The 21,134-nt window shown below is 73.1% G+C and carries 20 protein-coding genes and 1 pseudogene; 9 read left to right on the top strand and 12 right to left on the bottom strand.

Annotated elements, in window-relative coordinates; genetic code table 11:
• Nucleotides 1–47: 47 nt before the first annotated feature.
• From OG295_RS11935 to OG295_RS11925, 3 genes are read right to left on the bottom strand one after another with little or no spacing between them, the layout of a single operon-like run.
• Nucleotides 48–293 (bottom strand): exodeoxyribonuclease VII small subunit, encoded by a 246-nt coding sequence (locus tag OG295_RS11935; RefSeq protein ID WP_030226198.1) that lies wholly within the window; start codon nt 291–293, stop codon nt 48–50.
• A 53-nt stretch (nt 294–346) separates the two neighbouring features.
• Nucleotides 347–1,582 (bottom strand): exodeoxyribonuclease VII large subunit, encoded by a 1,236-nt coding sequence (gene xseA, locus OG295_RS11930; RefSeq protein ID WP_371676853.1) that lies wholly within the window; start codon nt 1,580–1,582, stop codon nt 347–349.
• Nucleotides 1,583–1,591: 9 nt separating this feature from the next.
• Nucleotides 1,592–2,989 carry an APC family permease gene (locus tag OG295_RS11925; RefSeq protein WP_371676852.1) on the bottom strand — a complete coding sequence of 466 codons (1,398 nt, stop codon included), beginning with the start codon at nt 2,987–2,989 and terminating at the stop codon, nt 1,592–1,594.
• A gap of 86 nt (nt 2,990–3,075) precedes the next feature.
• Here OG295_RS11925 and OG295_RS11920 point away from each other — a divergent pair, with 86 nt between their 5' ends.
• On the top strand, nt 3,076–4,089 hold the full coding sequence (locus OG295_RS11920) for a 4-hydroxy-3-methylbut-2-enyl diphosphate reductase (protein ID WP_371676851.1): 1,014 nt from the start codon (nt 3,076–3,078) through the stop codon (nt 4,087–4,089).
• A 32-nt stretch (nt 4,090–4,121) separates the two neighbouring features.
• On the top strand, nt 4,122–4,877 hold the full coding sequence (ppgK, locus tag OG295_RS11915) for a polyphosphate--glucose phosphotransferase (protein WP_371676850.1): 756 nt from the start codon (nt 4,122–4,124) through the stop codon (nt 4,875–4,877).
• Between the two features lie 57 nt (nt 4,878–4,934).
• On the opposite strand, the gene OG295_RS11910 is transcribed toward ppgK, so the two are convergent.
• Nucleotides 4,935–5,393, bottom strand: a complete 459-nt coding sequence (locus tag OG295_RS11910; protein ID WP_371676849.1) for a DUF6542 domain-containing protein — start codon at nt 5,391–5,393, stop codon at nt 4,935–4,937.
• Between the two features lie 149 nt (nt 5,394–5,542).
• Here OG295_RS11910 and ychF point away from each other — a divergent pair, with 149 nt between their 5' ends.
• Complete coding sequence (gene ychF / locus OG295_RS11905) at nt 5,543–6,631, top strand: redox-regulated ATPase YchF (RefSeq protein WP_266841964.1); 1,089 nt, start codon at nt 5,543–5,545, stop codon at nt 6,629–6,631.
• 142 nt (nt 6,632–6,773) lie between these two features.
• On the opposite strand, the gene OG295_RS11900 is transcribed toward ychF, so the two are convergent.
• From OG295_RS11900 to OG295_RS11885, 4 genes and pseudogenes are all read right to left on the bottom strand, one after another.
• On the bottom strand, nt 6,774–7,577 hold the full coding sequence (locus tag OG295_RS11900) for a hypothetical protein (protein ID WP_371676848.1): 804 nt from the start codon (nt 7,575–7,577) through the stop codon (nt 6,774–6,776).
• Nucleotides 7,578–7,663: 86 nt separating this feature from the next.
• Nucleotides 7,664–7,795, bottom strand: a pseudogene (locus tag OG295_RS11895) (type II toxin-antitoxin system RelE/ParE family toxin); the annotation flags it as partial.
• Between the two features lie 107 nt (nt 7,796–7,902).
• Nucleotides 7,903–8,484, bottom strand: a complete 582-nt coding sequence (locus tag OG295_RS11890; protein WP_371676847.1) for a Uma2 family endonuclease — start codon at nt 8,482–8,484, stop codon at nt 7,903–7,905.
• A 107-nt stretch (nt 8,485–8,591) separates the two neighbouring features.
• Nucleotides 8,592–9,206 (bottom strand): HdeD family acid-resistance protein, encoded by a 615-nt coding sequence (locus tag OG295_RS11885; RefSeq protein ID WP_371676846.1) that lies wholly within the window; start codon nt 9,204–9,206, stop codon nt 8,592–8,594.
• Nucleotides 9,207–9,434: 228 nt separating this feature from the next.
• Here OG295_RS11885 and OG295_RS11880 point away from each other — a divergent pair, with 228 nt between their 5' ends.
• Together OG295_RS11880 and OG295_RS11875 are read left to right on the top strand one after the other, a co-directional pair.
• The gene (locus tag OG295_RS11880) at nt 9,435–12,089 is read left to right on the top strand and encodes a BTAD domain-containing putative transcriptional regulator (RefSeq protein WP_371676845.1); all 2,655 of its coding nucleotides are present in this window, start codon (nt 9,435–9,437) and stop codon (nt 12,087–12,089) included.
• A gap of 152 nt (nt 12,090–12,241) precedes the next feature.
• On the top strand, nt 12,242–12,928 hold the full coding sequence (locus OG295_RS11875) for a DUF4232 domain-containing protein (RefSeq protein WP_371676844.1): 687 nt from the start codon (nt 12,242–12,244) through the stop codon (nt 12,926–12,928).
• Nucleotides 12,929–13,024: 96 nt separating this feature from the next.
• Here the strand turns inward: OG295_RS11875 and OG295_RS11870 are convergent, their stop codons facing one another.
• Nucleotides 13,025–14,053 carry an SMP-30/gluconolactonase/LRE family protein gene (locus tag OG295_RS11870; protein ID WP_371676843.1) on the bottom strand — a complete coding sequence of 343 codons (1,029 nt, stop codon included), beginning with the start codon at nt 14,051–14,053 and terminating at the stop codon, nt 13,025–13,027.
• 78 nt (nt 14,054–14,131) lie between these two features.
• On the opposite strand from OG295_RS11870, the gene OG295_RS11865 reads away from it, so the two are divergent.
• The 4 genes from OG295_RS11865 (at nt 14,132) to OG295_RS11850 (ending at nt 17,934) form a co-directional block, all read left to right on the top strand.
• A complete protein-coding gene (locus tag OG295_RS11865) occupies nt 14,132–14,569 on the top strand; it encodes a MarR family winged helix-turn-helix transcriptional regulator (RefSeq protein WP_371676842.1) in 438 nt (145 codons plus the stop codon).
• A 163-nt stretch (nt 14,570–14,732) separates the two neighbouring features.
• Nucleotides 14,733–15,869: an alpha/beta hydrolase gene (locus OG295_RS11860; RefSeq protein ID WP_371676841.1), complete on the top strand. Its 1,137-nt coding sequence runs from the start codon at nt 14,733–14,735 to the stop codon at nt 15,867–15,869.
• Nucleotides 15,870–16,069: 200 nt separating this feature from the next.
• Nucleotides 16,070–17,149, top strand: coding sequence for an alpha/beta hydrolase (locus OG295_RS11855; protein ID WP_371676840.1), 1,080 nt, complete (start codon nt 16,070–16,072; stop codon nt 17,147–17,149).
• Nucleotides 17,146–17,934 (top strand): serine protease, encoded by a 789-nt coding sequence (locus tag OG295_RS11850; RefSeq protein ID WP_371676839.1) that lies wholly within the window; start codon nt 17,146–17,148, stop codon nt 17,932–17,934. Before OG295_RS11855 ends, OG295_RS11850 begins: the two co-directional genes overlap by 4 nt.
• Before the next feature lie 20 nt (nt 17,935–17,954).
• On the opposite strand, the gene OG295_RS11845 is transcribed toward OG295_RS11850, so the two are convergent.
• From OG295_RS11845 to OG295_RS11835, 3 genes are all read right to left on the bottom strand, one after another.
• Nucleotides 17,955–18,890, bottom strand: coding sequence for an EamA family transporter (locus OG295_RS11845; RefSeq protein ID WP_371676838.1), 936 nt, complete (start codon nt 18,888–18,890; stop codon nt 17,955–17,957).
• Nucleotides 18,891–18,934: 44 nt separating this feature from the next.
• Nucleotides 18,935–19,753 carry an isocitrate lyase/phosphoenolpyruvate mutase family protein gene (locus OG295_RS11840; protein WP_371676837.1) on the bottom strand — a complete coding sequence of 273 codons (819 nt, stop codon included), beginning with the start codon at nt 19,751–19,753 and terminating at the stop codon, nt 18,935–18,937.
• Nucleotides 19,754–19,981: 228 nt separating this feature from the next.
• A complete protein-coding gene (locus tag OG295_RS11835; protein ID WP_371676836.1) occupies nt 19,982–21,094 on the bottom strand; it encodes a pyridoxal-phosphate dependent enzyme in 1,113 nt (370 codons plus the stop codon).
• Between the last annotated feature and the right edge of the window lie 40 nt (nt 21,095–21,134).

Here is a 21,134-nt window from a genome sequence, read left to right as displayed (position 1 = left end):
ACGAAAGTAGATGAAATTTCAACTAAATTGGCCTGGCGAGACCTGGATCACTCTTCGCGGCCCCCCTCGCGGCCGTCGCCGTCCCCGGCCGCCTCCCGGGCCGCCAGCGCCGAGTCCAGCCGGGCGCGGGCCCCCTCCAGCCAGTGCCGGCAGACCTGCGCCAGCTCCTCGCCGCGCTCCCAGAGCGCGAGGGACTCCTCCAGGGAGGTGCCGCCGGCCTCCAGCCTGCGGACGACCTCGACGAGTTCGTCGCGGGCCTGCTCGTACCCCAGCGCGGTGTCGCTCTCAGTCATTCCCGTTTCCTCATCGTATCTGTGCACTGCAACGAATCCGTTGCCGGAACTTGTCATCCTCTAGCGGCTTTTGAGGCGGTCTCCGGCGTGACCTCCACCGCGAACTCGCCCGCCGCCACCCGCGCCCGCAGTACCTGCCCCGGCTCGACCTCGTCGGGCGCCCGCACCACATGCCCGTCCGCCCGCTGGAGCACGGCGTACCCCCGTTCCAGGGTGGCCGCGGGGGACAGCGCGAGGACCCGGGCCCGGGTGTGCTCCAGCTCGGAGTCGGCCCGGTCCAGCAGGTGCCCGAGCGTGCGCCGGCTGCGGGCCAGCAGCGCGTCCAGCTCGGACTCCCGGTTCTCCACCATCCGCTGCGGGTGCACGAACACCGGCCGGGCCAGGGCGTGCGCGAGCCCCCGCTCCTCCCGGTCCAGCAGCCCGCGCAGCGCGCGCAGCCCCCGGCCCTGGAGCTGGCGCACCCGCTCCATCTCCTCCCCGACGTCCGGGACCACCTTCTTCGCGGCGTCCGTCGGCGTGGAGGCCCGCAGGTCCGCCACCAGGTCCAGCAGCGGCGAGTCCGGCTCGTGCCCGATCGCCGAGACCACCGGCGTACGGGCCGCCGCGACCGTCCGTACGACCTCCTCGTCGGAGAAGGGCAGCAGGTCCTCCACGCTGCCGCCGCCGCGGGCCACGATGATCACGTCCACATCGGGCCGGGCGTCGAGCTCCTTGACCGCCTGCACCACCTGCGGCACCGCGTGCACCCCCTGCACGGCCACGTTGCGCACCTCGAAGCGCACCGCCGGCCAGCGCCGCCGGGCGTTCTCCAGCACGTCCCGCTCGGCCGCCGAGGCCCGCCCCACCACCAGCCCGATCAGCTGCGGCAGGAACGGCAGCGGCTTCTTGCGGTCCAGCGCGAACAGGCCCTCGGCGGCCAGCGACCGCTTCAGCCGCTCCAGCCGGGCCAGCAGCTCCCCGATGCCGACCGGGCGGATCTCGGTGACCCGCAGGGACAGCTGCCCGCGCGGGGCGTACCACTCGGGCTTGGCCAGGACGACGACCCGCGCGCCCTCCGACACCGTGTCCGCCACCTCCTCCCAGACCTGCCGGAAGCAGGTCACGCTGACGGAGATGTCGTGCGACGGGTCCCGCAGCGTCAGGAACACCACCCCCGCCCCCGGCCGCCGGGACAGCTGCGTGATCTGCCCCTCCACCCACACCTGACCCAGCCGGTCGATCCAGCCCCCGATGAGCCGGGACACCTGACCGACCGGCAACGGCGCATCAGCCGACGTATTCAGACCCATGCACGCAGGCTAGCCGCCGGGGCCGACACCCGTACCGGGCCCGTCGGCCGCGGCCCCGGCGCGTCGGCCGCGCTGGGCGGCCAGGACGCACAGCCCCACCAGCAGCCACACCGCCCCCACGAGCTGCGCCGTCCAGGACGCCTCGACGATCACGGCCACGGTCACGGCGGCGCCCAGTACGGGGAACACCAGGTGCTTCCACCAGATCGGCGGGCCCTCCATCCGCCGCACCACGAACCAGCCCACCACCGAGGCGTGCAGCAGCGTGAAGGCCGTCAGCGCTCCGATGTCCACCACGGAGACCAGGTGGTCGAGCCCGTCGTCGCGGCGGGCCGCCCACACCGCCGCCACCAGCGTCACCGTGGCCGCGACCAGCAGCGCCGCCCTCGGGGTGCCGCCCGAGGTGCGCGCCAGAACACCCGGCAGCCGCCGCTCCCGGGCCATCGCGAACAGCAGCCGCCCGGCCGCGGCCTGCCCGGCCAGCGCCGCGAAGGCCGCCCCGACCGCCTTGCTCGCCGCCACCAGGTCGTGCAGCCACCCCCCGACCGAGGCCTCGACGGCGTCGTAGAAGGCCGGCCCCTGCAGCGCCGGGTCGGCGGCCAGCTCCGCCGAGGAGACCGGGGTGAGCAGCGCCGCGAGGTAGGTCTGGACCAGGAACAGCACTCCGGTCAGCGCCAGGCAGAACAGCACCGCCCGAGCCACCCGGGCCGAGCCCCCGGTCACCTCCTCCGCGAAGGAGACGATGGCGTCGAAGCCCAGGTAGGACAGGACCGCGATCGACACCGCGCCCAGGACGGCGGCCGTCGAGAAGCCCAGCGAGCCGTCGCCGGTCAGCGGCGACAGCCAGCCGCGCCGGGCCCCGTCCCGGACCAGTACGGTCACCGCCGAGACGAGGAAGACGAGCAGGACCAGGAGCTCCACGGCGAGCACCGCGAAGCCCACGCGCGCGGCCGCCCGTACGCCCCACAGGTTCAGCAGGGTGGTGACCGCCACCGCCAGCGCCGTCCACACCCAGCGGGAGACCTCCGGGACCAGCGCGTTCATCGCGATCCCGGAGAAGAGGTACGCGACCGCCGGGATCAGCAGGTAGTCCAGCATCGCCATCCAGCCGGCGATCAGCCCCGGCCCCTCGCCCAGCGCCTTGCGGGCGTAGGTGAACACCGAGCCCGCCTGCGGGGCCACCCGCACCATCTGCGCGTACGAGAAGGCCGTCAGCGCCATCGCGGCCGTCGCGACGAGGTACACGAGCGCGACGGAGCCGTGCGACCTGGCGTCCAGGGTGCCGAAGACCCCGACCGGGGCCATGGGGGCGATGAAGAGGAGGCCGTAGACGACCAGGTCCCGGAATCCGAGGCTCCGACGCAGGGCGGTGGGCGGGACGGTGGTGGAATCCGTAGCGGATGCCATCGTTCCTCCGAGGGATCGCCGGTATGGACGTTCGACCAAGTGTGTGCCGAACGGGGGACGTACGGCCTGCTGGAGACCCCCGTACGATGGAGCGTATGACTGCTCCCGCCCCCGCTTCCGCATCCCGCCGCGTCCTGCTCGCCGCCCCGCGCGGCTATTGCGCGGGAGTGGACCGCGCCGTGATCGCTGTCGAGACGGCCCTCCAGCAGTACGGTGCGCCGGTCTACGTCCGACACGAGATCGTGCACAACAAGTACGTCGTCCAGACGCTGGAGAAGAAGGGCGCCATCTTCGTCGAGCGGACGGAGGAGGTCCCGCCCGGCTCCATCGTGATGTTCTCCGCGCACGGCGTGGCGCCGGTGGTGCACGAGGAGGCCGCCCGCGGCAGGCTCGCGACGATCGACGCGACGTGCCCGCTGGTCACCAAGGTGCACAAGGAGGCCATCCGGTACGCGAACGAGGACTTCGACATCCTCCTCATCGGCCACGAGGGCCACGAGGAGGTCATCGGCACCTCCGGCGAGGCCCCGGACCACATCACCATCGTCGACGGCCCGGACGACGTCGCGAAGGTCGAGGTGCGCGACGAGTCGAAGGTCGTCTGGCTCTCGCAGACCACGCTCTCGGTCGACGAGACGATGGAGACGGTCGACGCGCTGAAGACGAAGTTCCCCCTGCTCGTCTCCCCTCCCAGTGACGACATCTGCTACGCCACCTCCAACCGGCAGGCCGCGGTCAAGGTCATGGGCTCCGACTCCGACCTGGTCATCGTGGTCGGGTCGAAGAACTCCTCGAACTCGATCCGGCTGGTCGAGGTCGCCCTCGACGCCGGCGCGGGCGCCGCGTACCTGGTCGACTTCGCGAGCGAGATCGACGAGGCCTGGCTGGAGGGCGTCACGACGATCGGCCTGACCTCGGGCGCCTCGGTGCCGGAGGTCCTGGTCGAAGAGGTCCTGGAGTGGCTGGCCGCCCGCGGCTACGCCGACGTGGAGATCGTCAAGACCGCCGAGGAGTCCATCGTCTTCTCCCTCCCCAAGGAGCTGCGCCGCGACCTGCGCGCGGAGGCCGCCGAACTGGCTGCCGGGGGCGCCGACGAGTAGCCTGCCGGGCCCGGCGTTCGTACGGTGAGTCCATGCAGATCTTCGGTGTGGACATCGGCGGTTCCGGGATCAAGGGCGCTCCCGTGGACCTGGACCGCGGCGAGCTGGCGCAGGAGCGCCACAAGGTACTGACACCGCATCCGGCCACCCCCGAGGGGGTGGCCGGATGCGTAGCGGAGGTGATCGGCGCGTTCTCCTGGAAGGGCCCGGTGGGGGTCACCTTCCCGGGTGTCGTCACCGGTGGCGTCACCCGCTCGGCCGCCAACGTCGACAGGGCGTGGGTGGGTACGGACGCCGCCGCCCTGCTCTCGCGGGAGCTCGACGGCCTGCCGGTCGCCGTCCTCAACGACGCGGACGCGGCGGGCGTCGCGGAGATGACGTACGGGGCCGGGCGCGGCCGGGGCGGCACCGTCATCCTGCTCACCCTGGGCACCGGCATCGGCAGCGCCCTCTTCACGGACGGGCGGCTCGTGCCGAACTCGGAACTCGGCCACCTGGAGCTCAAGGGCCACGACGCGGAGACCCGGGCGTCGGTGAAGGCCAAGGAGGACGGCGACCTCACCTGGGAGCGCTGGGCGCACCGGCTGCAGAAGTACCTGGCCCACGTCGAGATGCTCTTCTCCCCGGACCTCTTCATCCTCGGCGGCGGGGTCAGCCGCAAGCCGGAGAAGTTCCTCCCGCTGATCCAGGACATCCGGGCGGAGATCGTCCCGGCGAAGCTCCAGAACAACGCGGGCATCGTCGGGGCGGCGATGGCCGCCCGCGACCTGGCGCGGCAGGCGGGGTAGGCGGGCCGGCGGCCGGACGGGTCGGGCGGGTCGGGCGGGTCGGGCGGGTCGGGCGGGTCAGGCGGTGCTGCGCCGGGCGGCGCGCCGCCGCCCGCTCAGCGCGGCGCGCCGCATCAGGGCGATCAGGGCCGCGACCAGCGTGCCCGCGTACAGCCAGCCGGCGTGCAGGGACAGCGCCGACACCACCCCCATCAGCTGCCCGCCGGCGCCGCCGGAGGCGCCCGACACGGGCCAGACCCCGGCGGCGAAGGCGATGGGTACGGCCACGGGCGCGGTGACCAGGTCGGCCGGCCGCACCCACGCGGCGGTCGCGGCGGCCACGGGGAGGAAGAGCAGCCCGTACGCGAAGAGCGAGGAGTCGAAGAGCAGCCAGGAGATCCCGGCGGCCAGGAGCATCGCGACGCAGGCGAACAGCCCGCCGCCGAGCCCGGTCAGCCGGGGCCGGGGCAGCCGCCGCCCGCCCCGGGCCGCGGGGGGCCGGGAGCCGCGCACCTGAGGGTGACCTGTCGAACGCATCCTGTATTGCTCCACCCCACCAACCTAGGCGGGAGGCCCCCCGGATCGGCCCCCGGACACGCGTACATCCACCGGCGCTCATCGGAAAGTAAACTGTCCGACGGCCCACTCCGGGCCGCCGCCCCCTCCAGCTACGGGAAGTCGCCAACGTGTCGCTCACGATCGGAATCGTCGGCCTGCCTAATGTCGGCAAGTCGACCCTTTTCAACGCCCTGACCAAGAACGACGTGCTGGCGGCCAACTACCCGTTCGCCACCATCGAGCCGAACGTCGGCGTCGTCGGCGTCCCGGACCCGCGCCTGGCCGTCCTGGCCGGCATCTTCGGCTCGCAGAAGGTCCTCCCCGCCACGGTCGACTTCGTCGACATCGCGGGCATCGTGCGCGGCGCCTCGGAGGGCGAGGGCCTCGGCAACAAGTTCCTCGCGAACATCCGCGAGTCGGACGCGATCTGCCAGGTCATCCGCGCCTTCAAGGACGAGAACGTCGTCCACGTCGACGGCAAGGTCTCGCCCAAGGACGACATCGAGACGATCAACACCGAGCTGATCCTCGCGGACCTCCAGTCCATCGAGAAGGCGGAGCCGCGCCTGACGAAGGAGTCCCGCCTCCAGAAGGAGAAGGTCGCGGTCCTGGCGGCCGTCGTCGAGGCCAAGAAGATCCTCGAAGCGGGCGACACCCTCTTCTCGAAGGGCATCACCAAGGGCACGGAGCAGGGCGACCTCCTCCACGAGCTGCACCTCCTCACCACCAAGCCCTTCCTCTACGTCTTCAACGTGGACGAGGACGAGCTGACGGACGACGCCTTCAAGGCGGAGCAGTCCGCCCTGGTCGCCCCGGCCGAGGCCATCTTCCTGAACGCGAAGCTGGAGCAGGACCTCTCGGAGCTGGACGACGAGGAAGCCCTGGAGCTCCTCCAGTCGGTCGGCCAGGACGAGCCCGGCCTCGCCACCCTCGGCCGCGTCGGCTTCGCCACCCTGGGCCTCCAGACCTACCTGACGGCAGGCCCGAAGGAAACCCGCGCCTGGACCATCAAGCAGGGCGCCACCGCCCCCGAGGCCGCGGGCGTCATCCACACCGACTTCCAGCGCGGCTTCATCAAGGCCGAGGTCATCTCCTTCGCGGACCTGGTCGAATGCGGCTCGGTCACGGAAGCCCGCGCGAAGGGCAAGGCCCGCATGGAGGGCAAGGAGTACGTCATGCAGGACGGCGACGTGGTGGAGTTCCGCTTCAACGTCTGATCGTGTCGTCACTGCACGCTGGGCGATTCGTTAAGCGTGCAGGTCGCAAGGGGTCGACTCCTGATGGAGTCGGCCCCTTCGTCGTCACCGTGCTGGATGGGTGCCGGATGTTCTGACGCCGGATCAGGCGGTCGGGCCCGACCTACTCGGTAGACCGTTCGAGCATCGGCTCGAAGGCGGACTCCTCGTCATCGGGAACGTGGGGGAGGAATCCGTCGGGGACGGTGCGGGCGGCGGTGGTGGGCGGGCGGTCCAGGACTTCCCTGCCGGAGGAGACCTCGGGGTGTGCCTCGATCCTGTGGAGCAGGGCGCTGTCCGGGAGGACGGCCGGGTTGAGGGCCCGGGCGATCGCTGGGGTGAGGGGGCGTCCGGCGAGGACGTGGCGGATGGCATCGAGGGGGACGGGTCGCTCGTAGTAGTCCTCGAAGTGGGCCTGGACGGCCTCGGGAGAGCGGTCGGTGAGGAGGTGGAAGAGGAAGCCTGAGCCGTCCGGGTCCTCGCTGCCGGCGGGGAAGGGGATGGTCGAGCCGGCGCTCCAGGCGGTGTCGCAGGTCTCCCGCCACAGGCATGCGGTGACCCGGGGCGTATCGATCCCTTCATCGCGGAAGGCGGGCTCGTCGAGCACCGGGCGCAGTGCGGCGGGCACGTCGTCGAAGACACCGGGCCAGACCTGCTCGTCGTCCGTCCCGTACGGGCTCATCTCCGACTCGTGGGCGAAGCCGCGTATGAGCACGCCGGCTGGGGTGAAGAGGATGGAGAAGTCGTCCCCCGAACCGTTCTCCATCAGGGCCGCCTCGACGCCGGGGCTCCAGGTGGTGTCGAAGGTGTACTGGGAGAACTGCGGATCGTCCCCGATCGTGGCGTCCAGGACGGCCAGTGCGCGCAGATGGGCACGGAGTTGGGGCGGGTCGGGGAGGAGGGCGGCGGTCTCGTACACAGTGCTCATGGCGGCATGGAAGCAGCCGCCACTGACAGTCCGGCGCGACCAGCCCGGACGGTGATGCCGCCGCCTCCTGCGGATTCCGACGGGTATCAGGTGTCGTAAGCGGTGGAGCGGTGTCCGACGTGAACCACCCAGACCACCAGTTCCCCGTTGTGGATCGTGTAGACAACGCGGTAATCGCCGACTCGCAGGCGACGGCGGTCAGGCTGCGACACGAGGGCTCGGTACCACTACTGACCGCGTGTGAGCCGGCCTCGCCAAGTGTGCAGGTCAGCAGGGGTGGGACTCTGGGTGAGTCCCACCCCTGCTGTCTTCCCCTGCTGACTTGTCAGTTGCTTCGTGGCGGAGTGAGCCGGTCGAGATCAAGGCTGATCTCGAAGGGCACCGGGCGCTGGAGGGTGCCCCGGAAGATCCCGGCGGGTGCGTAGGCGCCGGTCGGTTCGTCGAGCTCGTAGACGTGTACGACGGGTGCTCCGTCCTCGTCCTCGATGCACCAGTAGTGCGGGATGCCGGCCTCCGCGTACTTGCGGAGCTTTACTGTGCGATCGCGATGGGCGGACTCCGGGGAGACGACCTCGATGACGAGCCGGACGTCCTCCGGTGCGAACCAGGTACGGTCGCCGTCGAAGTCGGCCGTCGTGACCAGCAGGTCCGGTTCGGGGCGGTTGCGCGGGTCGAGCTTGATGGTCATCTCGCGGCCGACTCTCACGTCGGCGGGCACCTGCTCCATGAGTGCGACGGTGAGCATGGTGACGAGGTGGCCGTGCCACCACCTCTGGGGCGACATCATGAAGACGAGGGCTCCATCGATCAGCTCGGTGTGGCGGGGTGCCTCGGGGAGGCGGTCGAGGTCCTCCGCGAACCAGCCTTCCGCGCGCGGCGGGCGCATCCAGTCGGGCAGTGCGGTCATGGCTTCACGGTAGCGGCCCGTAGCTCAGGCTGGGGAGCCAACGATCCCGGCCGGAGGTTTTTCGGCAGCTTGCCGCACCGCGACCGGCCGGATCGTGTAGACGGCACTCACTCGCCGTGCGGTGGTATCGCCCGGCGGGTGGCGGAGCGCAGTGCGAAGGCCATCACCACTTCGAACACGCCGAGCAGGACGAGCCAGAGGCCCAGCAGTCGTGTCAGGGCGACCGCGGAGTCCACCGGGAAGCAGAGCACGACGATTCCGGCGATGACGCCCAGGGCGCCCAGGCCGAAGAGCAGGCCGCGGTGTACGAGGGCGTGGTCGGCGATCGCGGTGTACGCCGTGAGCACTCCGCTCAGCAGCCAGAACACCCCGAGGATCAGGGACAACGCGCCGATCGTCTGCATCGGGTGCCGCAGTACCAGGACGCCCGCCAGGAACGCCAGCATGGAGACCAGGACGCCCGCCAGTCTGCTGCCGCCCCGGTCGCCGCCGTGCGAGAAGGCCGAGACGAAACGGAAGCCGCCCGCCACCAGGAGCTGCAGGCCGATGATCACGGCCAGGACGTGCAGGGTCTCGTCGGGCCAGACGAGTATCAGGATGCCGGGGATCAAGGTCGCGAGGGCGAAGCCGAGTGCCCAGTGCCAAGAGCTTCCGAGCTGCTTGAGGACGTCCTCGGGGTCGCTGTGCGCGTACTGCGGCGTCGCGTCGGGGGATACGGTCATCACGCCTCCTGGGCCAGCCGCGCGGCCCGCGGGGGCGCCCTGGAGCCGCCGGACATGCCGTGACTGCTTTTAGGCCATTTTAGGTTGATATGGGCTTGCCTGCTGATCCGGCGGCCCGGGGGTGTCCGCAGGTCCGGTGGGGATCCGGTGGGGAATCCGGTGGGAGTCCGGTGGGTGGATCTTGGTGCGTATCCTCGGGGTTCGCAGGGGGAGCGTGGGAGGCAACAGGTGGAGATCCGGCTGCTCGGGACCGTCGCCGTCGTGACGGAGGGCGGGGACCTCGCGCTGGGGCCCGCCAAGCGCTCCAGCCTGCTGGCCATGCTGGCGTTGCGGCCCAACACCGCGGTCCGGGTGAGCCGGCTGATCGAGGCCCTCTGGGAGGACGAGCCGCCCGCCCGCGCCCGGACCGTGCTGCAGGGGCACGTCTCGCGGCTGCGCGCTCTGCTGGCCCAGTGCGGGGCCCCGGCGTACGGGGTCGAACTCGCCACCCAGGGCACGGCGTACGTACTGCGGATGCCGGAGTCCCTCGTGGACGCGCACCGCTTCGAGGAGCTCGTCGCCCTGGCCGGGGTGCAGTGCCGGCCCGCCGACGCCGTCCTGATGCTGCGCGAGGCGCTCTCCTTCTGGCAGGGGCCCGCGCTCACCGGAACCGTGCAGAGCCGGCACCTGCAGGCCGGGGCGAGCGGCCTGGAGGAGCTGCGGCTGGCCTCGGTGGAGGCGCTCGCCGGGGCGTACGGACGGCTCGGCGAGCACGCCATGGCCGCCGCCGTGCTCCGTACCGAGGCCGTCGCGCACCCGCTGCGCGAATCCCTGGCGGCCGCGCTGATGCTGGCCCTGGGCCGCTCCGGGCGGCAGTCGGACGCCATCGGCTGGTACCACCGCACCCGCCGGATGCTCGGCGAGGAGCTCGGCGTGGACCCCGGGGAGGCGCTCGACGCCGCCTACGCGGAGCTGCTGCGTTCGGCCGGCCCCGCGTCGCGGAGGCGGTCCGCCGCGCCCGCCCCGGCCGCCGAGGCGGTGGTTCCCGAGCTGCTGCCGCGTCCGCCGCGCGGGTTCACCGGGCGGGACGCCGAACTGGCGGAGCTCACCCGGGCCGCCGGGGCGGGTGGCGGGGCCGTCCGCCTGGTCACCGGGCCCGCCGGAGTCGGCAAGACCGCCTTCGCCGTGCACTGGGCCCACCAGCGGCGCGCCGACTTCCCCGAGGGCCGGCTCTTCGCCGACCTCCGCGGATTCAGCGACGGCCAGCCGCCCGAAACCGGCGCCGTCCTGCGGGAGTTCCTCCTGGCCCTGGGGGTGTCGCCGGAGGGGATGCCGGAGACGGCCGACGCGATGGGCGCGCTGTTCCGCTCGCTCACCGCGGGGCGCCGGCTGCTCCTCGTACTCGACGACGCGCGCTCCTCAGAGCAGGTCCGGCCCCTGCTCCCCGGCGGCGACCACTGCGCGACGCTGGTCACCAGCCGCAACCGGCTCGGCGGACTCATCGCCTCCGACGCCGCCCGGCCGCTGCCCCTGGGCCACCTCCCGCCGGCCGACGCGCGGGCCCTGCTCGCCGACGTGCTGGGCGCGCCCCGGGTCGAGGCCGAACCGGAAGCCGCCGCCCGGCTGGCCGCCCTCTGCGACGGGCTCCCGCTGGCGCTGCGGGTGACGGCCGCCCGCCTGGCCGAGCGGCCGGAGTGGGCGCTCGGCGCCATGGTCGGCGAACTGGCCGACGAACAGGGGCGGCTGGCGGCCCTGAACGTCGAGGACACCGGGGTCTCGGCGGCGCTGCACCTCACCGTGCGGCAACTGCCCGAGTCCGCGGCCCGGATGTTCCGCGCACTCGGCCTGCACACCGCGGGCGACCTGGACCGCTTCGCCGCCGGCGCGCTCGCCGGGACCTCGCCCGCGCAGGCCTGTGCCGACCTGGACCGGCTCGCCGCGGCCCACCTGATCGGCGAGCCCGTTCCGGGCCGCTGGTCCTCGCACGACCTGGTACGGCTCTACGCCCGCGAGCTCGCCCCGCAGGCGGACCCCGAGGGCCTGCGCCGCCTCCTCGACCACTACCTCTACACGGGACTCGCGGCCGATGCCGCGGCCGAGCCGGGCTCCCAGCCCTGCTACGCGCTGCCCGCCGGCTTCCGCAGGCCCCCGGCGATCCGGGAGTTCGAGGACCGCCGCGCCGCACTGGCCTGGTACGAGGCGGAGCGCCCGGCCCTGGAGGGGGCGGTCGCCGCCGCCGCTGCCCTGGGCCTGCACGACCGGGCCTGGCGGCTGGCCCTCGTACCGTGGCCGCTGGTGCTGTGGCGGATCGGGGACGGCTGGGTACCGCTCCTGGAGGCCGGGCTGCGCTCGGCGGAGCACGAGGAAGACCCCGACGCGCAGTCGCGCACCCGGGCCCTGCTCGGCTGGGTGCTGCACGAGGAGGGCCGCGACGCGGAGGCCCTCGTACACCTGGAGCAGGCGCCGCCGCTGGCCGCGCGGGCCGGTGACGGGATCGGCGAGGCCATCGCCTACGCGAACCTCGGGGCGGTCCTGGACTCCACCGGGCGGCACGAGCGGGCCGGGGAACTGATGTCCCGGGCGGTCGGGCTCGCCGAGATGACCGGCCACCCCTCCACGCGGGTGCTGACCCTCCAGCACCTGGCCCGGCACTGTCTGCGGACGGGGGCCCACGAGGAGGCGCTCGCGCACGTCGTGCGCGCGCAGGGGCTCGTCCCCGCCGGGATGGAGGTCGGAAGGGCGCAGCTGCAGATCGTCCGGGGCGAGGCCCTGGCCGGTCTCGGCCGGGTCGAGGAGGCCGCCGGCCAGCTCGGACGGGCCGCGGCGGCGGCGGACGCGGCAGGGTTCACGGACGGTGCGCGGCGGGCGGGGGAGCTGCTGTCGCGGTTGGCAGCGGATCGTTAGCGGCGCGCAAGCGGAACGGCAGCGCCCGGCCGGAGGCTGTGGTCAGCACCGCACACGTGCCCCGCACAAGTGCACCGCCTACGTGCACCGCCTACGTGCACCGCCTACGTGCGCCGCCCACGTGCGCCGACCGATCGTTCCGGGGAACCACCATGCCTGCCTGCCGCAAGAACACCGTCCTGGCCGCTGCCGCTGCCGCCGTCGCCGTCCTGTCGCTGGGGCTGACCGCCTGCGGCGGCGGCCACGAGGCCCCGAAGGCCGCGGCGGACCAGGCCGCCCCGCAGGGTGCCCCGCAGCCAGCGTCCGGCAAGGCGGGCGCCGCGTCGGGCGACCAGGCCGCAGGCAAGAAGGGCGCGGCCGCGGGCGGCGCGTCGTCGGGCGGCGGCGCGTCGACGGGCACGGTGAGCGTCCCCGCCTGCACCCCCAAGGACGTGAAGATCACGGTGGCGAAGGCCGAAGGGACCCCCACCGAGCACGTCACCCTGACGGCCGCCAACACCTCCGGCCACTCGTGCCGCCTCTACGAGTACCCGCTGATCGCCTTCGGGGACGTCCAGACCGCCAAGGACGTCCCGGCCGTCGCGAAGAGCAAGCCCGCCGCCCCGGTCGTCCTGAAGGCCGGCGTTCCGGCATACGCGAACGTACGCGTCGCCGCCGGGGGCGCGCACGAGGACAACAAGGTCGTCACCCGCTTCAACGTGAACCTCTTCGCCGCCGACGGCCCGGCCGAGGGCAGCGTCGTCGTCACCGCGCCCGCGGGCGGCCTCGCCGTGGACGAGGCCGTCGCGAAGACGGGCTACTGGACCTTCGAACTGCGGGCCGGTGCCGACGAGTTCTGAAGGGACGGCCCGGCCGGATGCCGCCACCCGCACCCGAGGCGCGGCCCCCGGTGCTCGCGCCCGGCCCGTTGAGGCCCGGCCCGCCGGGGCCCGCCGTCAGAGGCCGTGGACCTCGGCGACCGTGAAGGTGGTCGGGGTGCCGCCGGTGGGGTTCATGGGGCCGCCCTGGTCGAACTGGGAGCGGACCACCAGGGTGCGGCCCCGGGTGTGGGTGAGGGTGGTGGGGATCTGGAGCGAGGGGTCCGTCAGGGTGCGGGTCAGGCGGGCGCGGGTGCCGTCCGCGCTGAGCTGCCAGCGGGTCAGGGTGTTGGGGAGGTTGTGGGCCACGCGCAGGGTGCCTTCGGGGGAGAGGTCGAGGCCGTCGGCGGCCTTGAGGTCGCCGCCGGTCAGGGCGACGCGGCTGATGGCGCCGGTGCGCAGGTCCACGCGGTGGAGGTCGCCCGCGGTCATGTCGACGGCCAGCAGGTAGCGGCCCGCCGGGTCGGAGACGATGCCGTTGAGGGCGAAGCTGCCGGCGGGTGCCGGGGTGAGGTGCCCGGTCAGGTCGTGGGCGACGGTCAGGGCGCCGGAGCCCGCGCGCAGCTGGGCCGGGGTGACCCGGTAGATCACGGGGCGGGCGCTGTCGGTGAGGTAGGCCGTGCCGTCCGGGGTGATGGTCAGGTCGTTGATGAAGCGCGGCCCGGTGCCCGGGACCTCGAAGTGGGCCAGGCGTGCTCCGGTGCGGGTGTCGTACACCGCGACCCCGGTCGTGGAGTCGGTGACCCACAGCCGGCCCCGGGCGTCGACGCGCAGGCCGTTCGCCGTGTGCCGGCCGTCGGCGCCGGCGGGGAGGAAGACCTCGGCGGTGCGGACGCCGGGCCGGGCGCGGTAGACGGTGCCGTCCGCGTACGAGCCGACGTAGACGGTGCCCGTACGGGGGTCGGAGGCGATGCCCTCCGGGTAGACCTTCGCCCCGGGCAGGGTGAACGCCGTCGAGATCCGGGGGGCGGGCGCGGCGGTGGCGGGCGCGGCGGTGGCGGGCGACGCGGGAGCGGGCGCGGCGGCACCGGCCGGAGTCGCGGCGGCCACGGTGAAGGCCGCCGACACGGCGAGGGCCACGGCGAGGGGCTTCGACAGCTTAGGCATGGGTGCATCCTTCTTGTCAGGTGAGTTCGAAGAGTAGTTAGAGTTCTAATGATTGGCAAGGGTCGTAGGATTCCCTCCATGACGTCCATGCCCCCCGAGGCGCGCATCGGCTCGCACATCAAGCGCGCCGAGCAGGCACTCCTCGCGGCGAAGAACACCGCGTGCCGGCCGGCCGCCGTGACGGTGCCGCAGTACGCGGCCCTGCTCTGGCTCGCCGAGAAGCCCGGCATCTCCGCCGCCGCCCTGTCCCGGCTCTGCGGGGTCACGCCGCCGACGATGAACACGGTCCTGAAGAACCTCCAGGAGCGCGGGCTGATCGAGCGGACCCCCCACGAGTGGCACCGCAACGTGCTGGAGACCCGGCTCACCGAGGAGGGCCGGGCCGTGATGGAGCGGGCGGACGAGGGCGCCGTCCGGGTCGAACGGGCGCTCGCCGCGGCCCTCTCCGCCGAGGACCGGGAGCGGCTCGTGGAACTGCTCGGACGCTGTGCCGAGGTGCTCGACACCCTGAAGTGACCCCGAAGTGACCGGGGGATCCGGGCACGGCCACCGGAAGTTCCGCCCCTGTTTTTGCGCGGATTCGGAACTTTCCAGGACACTCGCACATCAGGACCAGTGGATGTGTGTCCAGCCGTTCTGCCCCGCCCCGGGGCAGCCCCGACCGTTCGGAGCGAAGTCCGTGCACGAGTACCCGCAGCAGCCGTCCGGCCCCGACCCCGAGCCGGGGCGGGGCCGGGGCCGCTCCCGGCGCGCGATCTGGATCGGCGCGGGCGTGGCCTGCGCGCTGCTCCTCGGCGGCGGGGGTTTCGCCGCCTGGAAGAACGAGTGGTTCTCCGGCAACGGGGAGGCCGTCAGCTTCGGCCCGGCGGCCGACCGGGCCGCCCCGGCGGCCGGCGGCTCCGGGCAGAAGTCCCCGAGCGCCGCCCCGGTGGCCCCGCCCAAGCCCACCGGCGACCCGGACGTGCTCATGCCGTCCGGCCCGAAGTCCGACTTCAAGCAGACCACCAAGCTCGACGACGGCACCGTCATAGCCAAGACCCGCCTGACGGGTGCCAAATCCGGCTTCGAGGGTGACGTCTGGGTCTGGGCCCCCAAGGAGTACGACGACCCGAAGTACGCCAAGAGCGCCTTCCCGGTCCTGATCGCGCTCCCCGGCGGCAACGGCTACCCCACGAACTACTGGGCCGACCGCAGCCTCGGCCTCCAGAAGGCCATAGCCGAGGGCGTCGAGGCCGGCACCAGCCTGCCGTTCATCGTGATCATGCCGGTGCTCAACCCGGACAACAAGTACTACTACGACGGCGCCGACATACCCGGCCAGCCCAAGATGGGCACCTGGATGGCCGAGGACGTCCCGGACTTCGCCCGCGCGAACTTCCGTACGTACAAATCCCGCGACGGCTGGGCCTTCATGGGCTCCTCCTCCGGCGCCTTCGTGGGCATGAAGACCGTCCTGCAGTACCCGGACCGCTTCAAGGCGGTCATCGCCAGCGGCGGCGAGATCACCCCGGACTCCCCGCTCTGGAAGGGCCACCAGGCCGAGATGGACGCGAACAACCCGGAGAAGCTCGCCCAGAAGCTGATCGACTCCAACGGCCCCGAGGTCTACATCAACTTCCAGGTCGGCACCAAGGAGACCGGCAAGGACCGGATGACGAAGTTCGTGCGCGAGTACGGCAAGGGCCCCGTCAAGACCACCATCCGCGACATCCAGAACGGCGAGCACAACGGCTGGCACTACGTGCGAGGCATGAAGGAAGGCTCGCTGGAGTGGGTCAGCAAGGTGCTGAAGGGCCCGAAGCCCGAGGCCGGCTGACCCGCCCCGCCCCGGACGCCCGCCCCCACCCCCGAAGCCCGCTCCACCCGAACGCCCGTCCGCCACGTGGCCCTCGCCACGTCGCACCGGTCCCAGGCAACCCCTACGGTCGTTCACACCTCTGTACAGGTGTGTAAGGGGGACCTATCGGTCCGACCCGTGCCCAACCAGGGCGCCGGAGAAGGAACGGGAACGAATCCGTGCAGTATGACCATCAAGGCGACGGCGGCCCCACGACCGAGGGCGGCCGTCGCCCCAAGCGCCTGCGCCGGGCCCTCATCGGCGGTGCGGTCGCGCTCGCCCTCGCCGCCGGGGGCGGCGCGGCGTACGCCTTCGGGCTCTTCTCGGACATGGGCGACCCGGTGTCCTTCGGGAAGATCCAGGAGTCGGCCGCCGCCCAGGACATCCGGCCGGGGGTGCTGATGCCGACCGGCCCCAAGGCCGCGTTCGTGCGCACCAGCAGGCTGCCGGACGGCACGCAGATCGGCATGACCACCCTGACCGGGGCGAAGTCCGGCTTCACCGGCGACGTGTGGGTGTGGGCGCCCAAGGAGTACGACGACCCGCGCTACGCCAAGAGCGGCTTCCCCGTGCTGATCTCCCTGCCGGGCGGCCGCGGCTACCCCAAGAACTACTGGGGCACCGGCCCGGGGCTCGGCCTCCAGCAGGCCGTGATCGACGGCTTCAAGGCCGGGACCAGCCTGCCCTTCATCCTGGTCATGCCGGTGATCAACGCCGACACCAAGCACCACTTCGACGGCTCCGACATCCCCGGAGAGCCCAAGATGGGCACCTGGATGGCCGAGGACGTCCCCGATTTCGCGAAGGCCAATTTCCGCACCTTCACCTCCCGCGACGGCTGGGCCTTCATGGGCTCCTCCTCGGGAGGGTTCGGCGCCTTGAAGGACGTGCTGAAGTACCCCGAGCGCTTCAAGGCCGTCATCGCCAGCGGGGTCGACATCGTCCCCGATTCCCCGCTGTGGAAGGGGAACCGGCAGGCCATGGACGCGAACAACCCCGAGAAGCTCGCCGAGAAGCTGATCAGGGAGGGCGGCCCGGACGTCTACGTGAACTTCCAGATCGGGACCAAGGAGAGCGGCCGGGAACTGGCCGAAGGCTTCATGCGCACCTACGGAAAGGGCCCCGTGCACACCCGCCTCCAGGTGATCCAGGATGGTGAGCACAATGGGAAGTCGTACGTACGTGGCATGAGGGAGGGCTCCCTGGCGTGGATCAGCAAGGTGATGCAGGGACCTACGCCCGATCCCGCCGTGCGATGAGCCCGGTGGTGAAGGGGGCGTCGGCGGCCGCCGCCGCGGGCATCGCGGCGCTGTGCGCCGTCGTGTTCCTCAGGGCGTCGGGCGACCAGTCGGTGCATCCCTTCCCCACCGTCGGCGTGCTCATGGCCAACGGGGAGCACTGGTGCACGGCGAGCGTGGTCGACAGCCCCCGGGGCAACGTCGTCGCGACCGCCGCGCACTGCGTCGCCCCCGCCGGCGAGGACGGGCACATCGGCGAGGTGGCCCACGACGGCCTCGCCATCGGCGAGCTCTCCTTCGCCCCCGCCTTCTCCGGGGAGGGCGCGGGCACCCAGCCCCTCGGCGTGTGGAAGGTCCGTTCGATCCACGTGGACGAACGCTGGACGAAGTGGGGCGACGAGACCGCCGACTTCGCCTTCCTCACCATCGAGCCCGACGAGGACGGCCGCAGCCTGCAGCAGCGGGTCGGCGCGGGGGAGGCGCCGAAGCCCGACTGGACCTCCGGGTACGAGCGGGACGTCACCGTGATCGGCTATCCGGAGTCGGAGCACAACCCGCAGAACAAGCCCGTCTCCTGCACCACCCAGACCCGCCACGACGTGAACGACCCCGACATGCTGTACATCAGCTGCGCGGGTTTCTGGACGGGCACCAGCGGCAGCCCCTGGATCGCCGACCGGGGCGGCACGGGGCAGCCCGGCCGGCTGATCGGAGTGCTCAGCGGCGGCGACACGGACGTGGACTCCACCGCCGCGCTCTACGACGAGAAGGCCAAGGCCCTCTACGAGCAGGCGGCCCGCGGCTGACGCGACGCCCCCCTGCGGCGCTACTTCCGGCGCTCCGTACTGACGATCACGACGACCCCCGCCACCACGATCGCCCCGCCGAGCACGATCGGCCAGGTCAGGGCCTCGTCGAGGATCAGCGCACCGAGCGCGACCGCGACGACCGGATTGACGTAGGCGTACGTGGACACCAGCGAGAGCGGCGCCGACCGCAGCAGCCATGCGTACGCGGTGAAACCGACGACCGACCCGATCAGCACGAGGTAGCCCAGCGCCAGCCAGGAGGCGGGGGAGAAGGCACCCGGGTCGAGGCCGTGCTGCTCCCCGCGCAGCAGTCCCACCAGCAGCCCGCCCGTGCCGCCCGCGAGCATCTGGTAGACGCTGCCGGTGAAGGGGTTGCCCGGCGCCGGGAGCTTCGACCCCGAGAAGGAGCCGAGCGACCACAGTACGGAGGCCGCCAGCACCAGCAGCACCCCCGACAGCCGGACCTCACCGCTCAGCCCCGGGCTGGTCAGCACCGCCAGCCCCGCGAACCCCACCAGCACCCCGGCCAGGGTCCGCGCCGGCGGTCGGTCCCCGGTGGCCGCCCGCAGTACCACCAACCACATCGGCACCGCCGCCACCAGCAGGGCGGCCAGTCCCGACGGCAGCGAGGTCTCGGCCAGCACCACCAGGCCGTTGCCGCCCAGCACCAGCAGCAGGCCCACCAGGAACGCCGAGCCGATCTGCGAGCGGGTCGCGCGCAGCGCGCCCGGCCCGTACCGGCAGGCGACGACGACGGCCAGCACCAGTGCGGCGGTGAGGAAGCGCACCCCCGCGGACAGGAACGGCGGCATGGTCTGCACGACGATCCGGATGCCGAGGTACGTCGAGCCCCAGACGACGTACACGAGGCCGAGGGCGGTCCACACCGCGCCGTTGGTCCGGCGGCGCGGGGCGGTCTCGGACTCGCCCACCAGCGGGCTCGGGGTGCTCATGGCCGGATCCTATGGTCGTTGCCGTCTGCACGCTTCCCGGTATCTCACCCCTTGAGCAGGGCGTTCACCTCGCCGTACGGGAGCGCGTGCGCGAGGGAGCCGTAGGTGCCGCCGGCGAGCAGCTCCTCGGTGGCGCGCCGGACGACGGCGTACGCGGCCTCGGCCACCCAGGACCCGAGGCTGACCCGGGCCACGCCGAGCGCGCCGAGTTCGGCGACCGGCGGGGTGGCGGGACCGGCGAGCACGTTGAGCGGGGCGTCGATGCCCTTGGCCAGTTCGGCGAGGACGGCGGGGTCGTGGACGCCGGGGACGAAGATGCCGGAGGCGCCCGCGTCGAGGTAGGCGGCGGCCCGCCTCAGGGTCTCCTCCAGACGGCCCTCCGGCGCGCCGAGCCCGCGCAGGTAGGTGTCCACGCGGGCGTTGACGTACAGCGGGACCCCGGCGGCAGCGGCGGCGGCGCGCGCCGCCGCCAGGCGCTCCGCGTGCTCGGCGGGGGCGCGGTCGCCGTCCTCGATGTTCACGCCGACCGCGCCGGCGGCCAGCACCCCGGTGACGGTCTCCCCGACGGCGGCGGCGTCCGCGCCGAAGCCGCCCTCGATGTCGGCGGTGACCGGGACGGGGACGGCCGCGGCGACGCGGGCGATCAGGTCCAGGGCCCGGTCCCGGGCCAGGGCGTCGCCGTCGGGCGCCCCGAGGGACCAGGCGACGCCGGCGCTGGTGGTGGCCACGGCGGGCGCGCCGGCGGCGAGGGCGATGCGGGCGCCGGCGACGTCCCAGACGTTGGCGAGGGCGAGGGGGGCGGCGGGGGTGTGCAGACGGGCGAAGGCGGCGGCCCGTGCGGCGAGGTCGGCTGTCGTGGTCATGACCCCAGTCCAGCAGACCGGACGGTCGGGGGCTGGCGAATTTCCGCCGTCCACGGCGGCCCGGCGGGACCGCTGTCCGGGACCGCCGGCCGCACCCTGCTGCCCGCGCCCCGCCGATCGGGTCCCGCAGGCCGGCCCCGCTGCTCGCGCCCCACCGGTCGGGCTCCGCCGTCGGCCGGGGTCCCGCCGGTCCGGATCGTTCCCGGAGCCCGGCGGGGCCCGGCAGGGTCAGGCGGCCAGGCCCGTCTTCGCTCCCGCGCCGCACAGGGGGAGGACCGCCGTGCGGCCCTGGAGCGGGTCGCCCGGGGCGTCGGGGCCGACCGCGGCCCAGCAGGCCGCCGCCGTCGGTTCGACGAAGAGGCCGCGCCGGGCCAGGTCCCGCTGGGCCGCGCGCAGCCGGTCGTCCGGGACCGTCAGGAAGGTCCCGCCGGACTTGCGGACCGCCGCCAGGATCTGCCGGGCCCGCGGCGGCGCCGGGATCGCGATGCCCTCCGCCAGGGTGGGGAGCTGGGGCACCGGCTCCGCGTCCTCCGCGCCCGCCGCGAAGGCGGCCGCCAGCGGGGACACCGCCTCCGCCTGCACCGCGATCAGCGCGGGTGCCCGTACCCCGCGCCGGGCCAGCTCCTCCACGGCCAGCGCCGCGCCCAGCAGCAGCGTGCCGTTGCCGACGGGGACGACGAGGGCGTCGGGGAGGCGACCGCCGAGCGCCTCCCAGATCTCGTACGCGTACGTCTTCGTGCCGTGCAGGAAGTAGGGGTTGAAGACGTGGCTCGCGTAGAAGACCCCCGGCGCGTCCGCCGCGGCGCGGGCGGCCTCCGCGGTGGCCTCGCGCCCGCCGGGGACGATCCGCACGGCCGCCCCGTGCGCCCGCATCTGTTCCGTCTTCTTCGCCGAGGTGCCCTCGGGCACGAAGACTTCACAACTCAGCCCGGCCCGCGCGCAGTACGCCGCCACCGAGGTCCCCGCGTTGCCGCTGCTGTCCGCGATCACCCGCTCGGGACCCAGTCGCCGGGCCAGTTCGGCGAGCATCACCGCGCCCCGGTCCTTGAAGGACAACGTCGGCATCAGGTAGTCGAGTTTGGCGTGAATCCGCTCCGCGAGCGGGACCATCGGAGTGTGCCCCTCCGCGAGGGAGACGGAGAACGCCCCCGGCAGCGGCAGTACGGGCGCGTACCGCCACAGGGAGGGGGGACCGGCCGCCGGTTCCAGCGGGGCGGCCGGATCGGGCGTGAAGTCGAGGTCCCACGGACCTCCGCACAGGGGGCAGCACCACGGCGCGGTCCGCACGTCCGCGCGCGTGCCGTCCTCGGGGCAAAGGTAACCAGGGAGTGCGTGCGTCACGTGCGGACCACCTTTGCTCGTTCATGGCCGGTATATGGCA

The organism is Streptomyces sp. NBC_01276, from assembly GCF_041435355.1.
In the GTDB taxonomy this organism is placed as follows: Bacteria; Actinomycetota; Actinomycetes; order Streptomycetales; family Streptomycetaceae; genus Streptomyces.
The sequence above is the reverse complement of the archived record's forward strand: the minus strand, read 5'-3'. Positions and strand labels throughout refer to the sequence as shown.